The sequence below is a fragment of the Streptomyces sp. NPDC004667 genome, assembly GCF_040609475.1.
Classification (GTDB): domain Bacteria; phylum Actinomycetota; class Actinomycetes; order Streptomycetales; family Streptomycetaceae; genus Streptomyces.
In genome coordinates this window covers 1-7,314 of record NZ_JBEXKC010000167.1, presented here as the reverse complement: position 1 = coordinate 7,314, position 7,314 = coordinate 1, and the positions used below count along the sequence as shown (strand labels likewise).

2 protein-coding genes are annotated in these 7,314 nt (G+C 74.9%); both read right to left on the bottom strand.

Going from position 1 to position 7,314, the window contains the following annotated elements:
• On the bottom strand, positions 1 to 4,117 hold a 4,117-nt coding region (locus ABZW32_RS38265; RefSeq protein ID WP_356225313.1), incomplete at its 3' end, for a type I polyketide synthase.
• 29 nt (positions 4,118 to 4,146) lie between these two features.
• Complete coding sequence (locus ABZW32_RS38260) at positions 4,147 to 7,119, bottom strand: SDR family NAD(P)-dependent oxidoreductase (protein WP_356225315.1); 2,973 nt, start codon at positions 7,117 to 7,119, stop codon at positions 4,147 to 4,149.
• Between the last annotated feature and the right edge of the window lie 195 nt (positions 7,120 to 7,314).

Below are 7,314 nucleotides of genomic sequence, written 5' to 3'. Positions count from 1 at the left end.
GTTCGTCGAGGAGGGTGCCGGGACGGGCGGCGGTGTAGGCGGGCGCGAAGCGTTCCCAGTCGACGTCGGCGACGACGGTGCCGCTCTCGCCGCGCGCGACGAGCGTGCCGAGCGCGTCGAGGGCCCGCTCGGGCTCCAGGAGGGTCAGGCCCGCGCGGAGCAGCTGCTCGGCGGCGGGTCCGGTGAGGGCGTCGCGCCACGGGGTCCAGGCCACCGAGGTGGCGGGGAGCCCGCGGTGGCGGCGCTGTTCGGCGAGGGCGTCGAGGTAGGCGGTGCCGGCCGCGTAGCCGCCCTGTCCGGCGCCGCCCCAGACGCCGGCGACGGAGGAGAACAGGACGAGGGTGTCCGGCGCGGCGCCGTCGGGGAGCGTGCCGAGCAGGGCGTCGAGGCGGCCCGCGAGGCCGCTCTTGGCGGTGACGGCCGCCGCGAAGCCCTCCAGGGTGGTGTCCCCGAGGCCGGTGAGCGCGGCGGCCGGCGGGGCGACGTACACGGCGGAGGGCGTGTACCGGGTGAGGAGGGAGCGCAGCGCGGCGTCGTCGGCGAGGTCGCACGCGGCGAGGGTGGTGCGGTCGGCGAGGCCTGCGAAGTCCTCGCCGGAGGGGTCGGGCAGGGTCGCGGCGGGTCCCGCGAGGACGACGTGCCCGGCGCCGTCGGCGAGCAGCCGGCGGGCGAGGGCTCCGGCGACGGGAACGGTGTCGCCGACGAGCAGGACCGTGCCGTGCCCGGCGGGTGCCTGCGGGGTGCGGCCGGGGGTGGCCGGGAGGGCGGCCGGGAGGAGCCGGCGCCCGTAGGTGCCGGACCCGCGTACGGCGACCTGGTCCTCCGCTCCGGGCGCGGCGAGGAAGGCGGCCAGCCGCCGGAAGGAGCGGGCGTCGGGCTCGGCGGGCAGGTCGACGAGACCGCCCCACTGGGAGGGCAGTTCCAGCGCGGCGACCCGCCCCAGACCCCAGGTCTGGGCCTGTACGGGCGAGGGGGACTCGGCGGGCGACACGGCGACCGCGCCGGTGGTCACGGCCCACAGCCGGGCCTCGGTCCCGGCGTCCGCGGCGGCCTGCGCCAGGGTGAGGGTGGCGGTGAGGCCGAGGGGGACGCCCGGGTGGCCGGGGTGCTCGCCGGGGGTGAGGGAGAGCAGCGACAGGACTCCGGTGAGCGGCTCGGCGTCGGGGCGGGCGGCGGCCTCGGCGAGGTGGGCCCGCAGGAGGGAGCGGTCGGCGTGGACGGGATCGATGGCGAGGGTCTCGACGGCCGCCCCGAGTCCGGTGAGGGCCTGCCGGGCGGATTCCGCGCGGGCGGAGCCGGCCGGGGAGTCGGGCAGGACGACCAGCCAGCGACCGGCCAGCCGGGCGGCGGTGTCGTCACCCCGCAGGCTGTGCCAGCCGACGCGGTAGCCGAGGGACTCCGGCCCGTCGGCGCCGGCGCGGGCGGCGGGGGCGGGGGCCGCGGGCAGCCAGTGGTGGGTGCGCTGGAAGGCGTAGGTGGGCAGGTCGACGGGGCGGGCGCCGGTGCCTGCGAAGAGCTGCGCCCAGTCGATGTCGGTGCCGCGTACGAAGAGCTCGGCGGCGCACGTCAGGAAGCGCTGCAGTCCGCCTTCGTCACGGCGCAGCGAGCCGGTGGTGGTGACGGTGTGAACGCCGAGGGCCTCTGCGGTCTCCTGGATGCCCATGGTGAGGACGGGGTGCGCGCTGGACTCGACGAAGGTGGCGAAGCCGTTGTCGAGGAGGACCTTGACGGTGTCCTCGAAACGGACGGGATGGCGCAGGTTGCGGTACCAGTACCCGGCATCGAGGAGGGTCTCCGTGAGGAGGCCCCCGGTCACGGTCGAGTAGAACGGGATCTCCGCCTTACGCGGGGCAATCGGCCCGAGCACCTCCAGCAGCTCGGCCTCGATCCGCTCGACGTGCGCGGAGTGCGAGGCGTAGTCGACGGGCACCTGACGGGCCCGGATGCCTTCCTCCACGGCCTCCGCGACGAACGCGGCCACCGCATCCGCATCCCCCGCCACGACGGTGCTCGACGGCCCGTTCACCGCAGCCACACCCAACCGACCCGTCCAGGCTTCGAGCCGCGCCTCAACTGCCGTCAGGGGCAGCGGAATCGACGCCATGCCACCCAGACCGGCCAACTCACGCCCGATCACCTGCGCGCGCAGCGCCACCACCCGCGCCGCATCCCCGAGAGACAACGCACCCGACACGGCAGCAGCGGCAATCTCGCCCTGCGAATGCCCGACGACGGCGTCCGGCACCAGTCCGAGGGAACGCCACAGTTCGGCGAGAGAAACCATCACCGCCCACGTCACGGGCTGGACCACGTCCACCCGCTCCAGCGAACGCCCCTCCCGCACCACCTGGACCACGTCGAAGTCCACGAACGGCGCCAGAGCATCAGCACACTCCCGCAGCCGCCCCGCGAAAACGGGTGAGGAAGCGAACAGCTCCGCACCCATCCCCACCCACTGCGTCCCCTGCCCCGGAAACACCAGCACCCGACGGCCGGTCTCGCCGTTCACGCCCTGGATGGTGGTGCCGCCGAGGACCACCCGGCGGTGTTCCAGCATCGAACGGCCCGTGACCAGGCTTCGCGCCACGTCCAGCGGACGCGGTGCGGGCTCCCGATCCATGTGGTTGCGCAGGCGTTCGGCCTGGGCGTGCAGGGCGGCTTCGGACCGGGCGGTCACCACCAGCGGAACGACCGGCAGCTCACGCGTCCCCTCGGGCACGTCCTCCGTCACCGACGGAGCCTGCTCCAGGATCACGTGCGCGTTCGTCCCACTCACACCGAACGACGACACCCCCGCACGCCGCACACGCCCCACCTCGGGCCACACACGCTCCTCGGCCAGCAGCTCAACCGCACCCGCCTCCCAATCCACCTCCGAAGACGCAACACCCACGTGCAAGGTCCGCGGCAGCACACCGTGCTCCAGCGCCATCACCATCTTGATGACACCACCCACACCCGCAGCCGCCTGCGCATGCCCGATGTTCGACTTCAACGACCCCAGCCACAAAGGGTGTTCGCCCCCTCGGGCGCTGCCGTAGGTGTCCATGAGGGCCTGGGCCTCGATCGGGTCGCCCAGCTTCGTGCCGGTGCCGTGGGCTTCGACCGCGTCGACGTCGGCGGCGGTGATCTGGGCGTCGGCGAGCGCCTGGCGGATGACGCGCTGCTGGGCGGCGCCGCTGGGCGCGGTGAGGCCGTTGCTGGCGCCGTCCTGGTTGACGGCGGAGCCGCGCAGGACGGCCAGGACGCGGTGTCCCTTGCGCACGGCGTCGGAGAGCCGTTCGACGAGCAGGATCCCGGCTCCCTCCCCGGGGCCGAAGCCGTCCGCGGAGTCCGAGAAGGCCTTGCAGCGGCCGTCGGTGGCCACACCGCGCTGGCGGGAGAACTGGACGAAGACGGCGGGTGTCGACATGACGGTGACGCCGCCCGCCAGGGCGAGGTCGCACTCGCCGCGGCGCAGGGACTGGGCGGCCTGGTGCAGGGCGACCAGGGAGGACGAGCAGGCCGTGTCGACGGTCACCGCGGGGCCTTCCAGGCCGAGGGTGTAGGCGATGCGGCCGGAGGTGAAGCTGACGACGCTGCCGGTGAGCAGGTCGCCTTCGAGCTGGGCGGACGGTGCGTGGACGCCGGAGGTGTAGCCGCCGTCCCAGGCGCCGACGAACACGCCGGTGCGGCTGCCGTGCAGGGACCGGGGGTCGACTCCGGCCCGTTCGAGGGCCTCCCAGGAGGTTTCCAGCAGCAGCCGCTGCTGGGGGTCCATGGCCACCGCCTCGCGCGGGGAGATGCCGAAGAAGGCGGGGTCGAAGGCGCCCGCCGCGTCCAGGAATCCGCCTTCGCGGCAGTAGGAGCGGCCGGCCGCGTCGGGGTCGGGGTCGTAGAGGCCCTCGACGTCCCAGCCGCGGTCGCCCGGGAAGGGGGAGACCGCGTCGGTGCCGGAGGAGACCAGCTGCCACAGGGCCTCGGGGCTGTCGACGCCGCCGGGGAAGCGGCAGGCCATGCCGACGATCGCGATCGGCTCGTGGGCCTGGGATTCCAGGTCCTTGAGGCGTTCGCTGGTGCGGTGCAGTTCGGTCGTGGCCCGCTTCAGGTATTCGCGGAGCTTGTCTTCGTTCGCCATGTCTCGTCACCCGTCACGTGCTGTGCGGTTCAGAACCGCTCGTCGATGAATGCGAAGATCTCGTCGTCGTCGGCGTCCTCCAGGGACACGGCGACGGATCCGCCGGGGTCCGAGGGCCCGGTGCCCCCGGTGGTGCCGTTCGTGCCGTTCGTGCCGTTCGTGCCGCCGATGCCGTTCCACAGGCCGGTGAGGGCCGCGAGCCGGTTGGCGATCTCCTTGTGGGCGGCTTCGTCGGGGCCCGCGGCGCCGTGCGCGGTCTGGCCGGACAGGGATCCGAAGAGGGCCTCCAGGCGGTCGAGTTCCGCCATGACGGAGGTGCCGCGGGCGTCGGCGGCCGGGGTGGCCGCGGTGTCGTCCCGCGGGGCGAGGGCGCGGTGCAGGTGTGCGGCGAGGGCCACCGGGGTGGGGTGGTCGAAGACCAGGGTCGCGGCCAGCCGCAGTCCGGTGTCGGCGGCGAGCCGGTTGCGCATCTCGACGGCGGTGAGGGAGTCGAAGCCGAGTTCCTTGAAGGCGCGGTCGACGGTGATGCCCTCGGGGCCGCCGTGGCCGAGGACGGCCGCGGCGTGGGCGCGTACGGCGTCCAGGAGCAGTTCCTCCTGTTCCTCGGCGGGCACGCCGGGCAGGCGGTCGGCGAGGGTGCCGGTGGGACCGCCGGTCTGCCGGGGGCCGCCGGGGGCGTCGGTCGCGCCGACGAGGGTGCTGAGGAACGGGGGGACGGGTCCGGCGGCGCGCAGGGCTGCCGGGTTGAGGCGGATCGGGACCTGGAGGGGGGTGTCGAGGGTCTGGGCGGCGTCGAAGAGCGCGAGTCCCTCGGCGTCGGTGAGGGGCAGGACGCCGCCCCGGGCGAGACGGCGGTGCATGCCGCTCTGGTCGAGGTGGCCGGCCATGCGGCTGTTGCCGGCCCACAGGCCCCAGGCGAGGGAGACGCCGGGCAGTCCCAGGGAGCGGCGGTGGTCGGCGAACGCGTCGAGGAAGGCGTTGGCCGCCGCGTAGCCGCCCTGGCCGGGGCTGCCGAACAGCGCGGACGAGGAGGAGTAGAGGACGAACGCCGACAGGTCGAGGTCCTTGGTGAGGTCGTGCAGGTGGAGTACGGCGTCGACCTTGGGACGCAGGACGGTGTCGAGGGTTTCGGGGGTGAGGGTGGCCAGGGTGGCGTCGGAGAGGACGCCGGCGGTGTGGACGACCGCGGTCAGCGGGTGGGCGGCGGGGACGGCGGCGAGCAGCGCGGCGAGCTGGTCGCGGTCGGCCGCGTCGCAGGCCCGTACGGTGACGCGGGCGCCGAGCTGGGCGAGTTCGTCGGCGAGTTCGGCGGCGCCTTCGGCTTCGGGGCCCTGGCGGCCGGCGAGGACGAGGTGGCGTACGCCGTGTGCGGTGACGAGGTGGCGGGCGACGGCGCTGCCGAGGGTGCCGGTGCCCCCGGTGACGAGGACCGTGCCGTGGGGCCCGAAGGCGGGCGGCATGGTCAGGACGAGCTTTCCGGTGTGGCGGGCCTGGCTGAGGGTGCGGAACGCCTCGCGGGCGTGGCGGACCTCGTGGACGGTCAGCGGCAGGGGCCGCAGCACGCCCGCCTCGAACAGGGCGAGGAGTTCGCGGAGCATCTCCCCGACCGTTTCGGGGCCGGCCTGGACGAGGTCGAAGGCCTGGTAGTGGGTGCCGGGGTGGGCGGTGGCGATGGTCTGCGGGTCGCGGACGTCGGCCTTGCCCAGTTCGAGGAAGTGGCCGCCGCGGGGCAGGAGGCGCAGGGAGGCGTCGACGAATTCCCCGGCGAGGGAGTTGAGGACGATGTCGACGCCGCGGCCCGCGGTGCGGGCGAGGAAGGCGTCGGCGAAGCCGGTGGTGCGGGAGTCGGCGATGGCGTCGTCGGTGAGGCCGAGGCCGCGCAGGGTGTCCCACTTTCCGGTGCTCGCGGTGGCGTGGACCGTGAGGCCGAGGTGGCGGGCCAGTTGCAGGGCGGCCATGCCGACGCCGCCGGCGGCCGCGTGGACGAGCAGGGACTGGCCGGGGGTGGCCCGGGCCAGGCGGGTCAGCGCGTAGTGGGCGGTGAGGAACACGGCGGGGACGGAGGCGGCTTCGGCGTAGGTCCAGCCGGCCGGGACCGGGGCGACCATGCGGTGGTCGGCGACGGCGTAGGGGCCGAATCCGCCGGTCCACATGCCGAGGACGCGGTCTCCGGGGGTGAGGGTGCTCACGCCGGGTCCGACCTCGGTGACGACGCCGGCGCCCTCCGCTCCCATGACGGCCGCTTCGCCGGGGTACATGCCCAGCGCGATGAGGGTGTCGCGGAAGTTGATGCCGGCGGCCCGTACGGAGATCCGTACCTGGCCTTCCTCCAGGGGGGCCAGGGTGTCGGGGGCGGGGGCGAGGCGCAGGCCTTCGAGGGTGCCGCCGCCGTCGGTGGCGAGCCGCCAGGCGGTGGTGCCGGCGTCCGGTACGAGGAGGTCCGTACGGGGGTCGGTGGTGCCGGCGCGGGCCAGCCGGGGTGCTCGGACGGCGGCGCCGCGGACGGCGAGCTGGGGTTCGGCGTCGGCCAGGGCGGCGGTCAGGGCGGTGCCGTCGACGGCGGCCGGGTCCAGGTCGAGGAGGGCGAAGCGGCCGGGTTCCTCGGACTGGGCGGAGCGGATCAGGCCCCACAGGGTGGCGGTGGCCGGGTCGGTGACGTGCTCGTCGGGGGCGGTGGCGACGGCTCCGCGGGTGACGACGGTGAGGGCGGTGTGCGCGTACCGTTCGGGGGCGTCCAGCCAGGTCCGGGCGAGGTCGAGGGTCCGGTGGGTGACGGCGTGGGCGGTCGCGGCCTCGGGGCGGGGGTGCTGGGGGAAGGAGACGACGACGCTGTCGGGGGTGGCGGCGTCGGTGTCGGCGAACAGCGCGGCCAGGTCGGGGTACCAGTCGCCGTGGCCGCCGGTGATCTCCAGGGCGGCGAGGACCTTGGCGTGGTCCTCGCCGACGACGGCGATGCGGCGTCCGGGCGGGGCCGCGGCGGTGTGCTGCCGCGGCCAGGTCACCTCGTGGAGGGATCCGCTCCGCAGGGCGCCCGCGGGGCCCGCGGCGGCGGCGAGCTGTTCTTCGGAGACGGTGCGGACGAGGAGTTCGTCCACGTCGAGGACCGCCAACGAAACCGGCGCACTCGGGCTGTACGAAGCGCACGGCATGCGACCGCACTACGCCGTGGACACCTGGGAGCTGCCTTTGCACTCGCA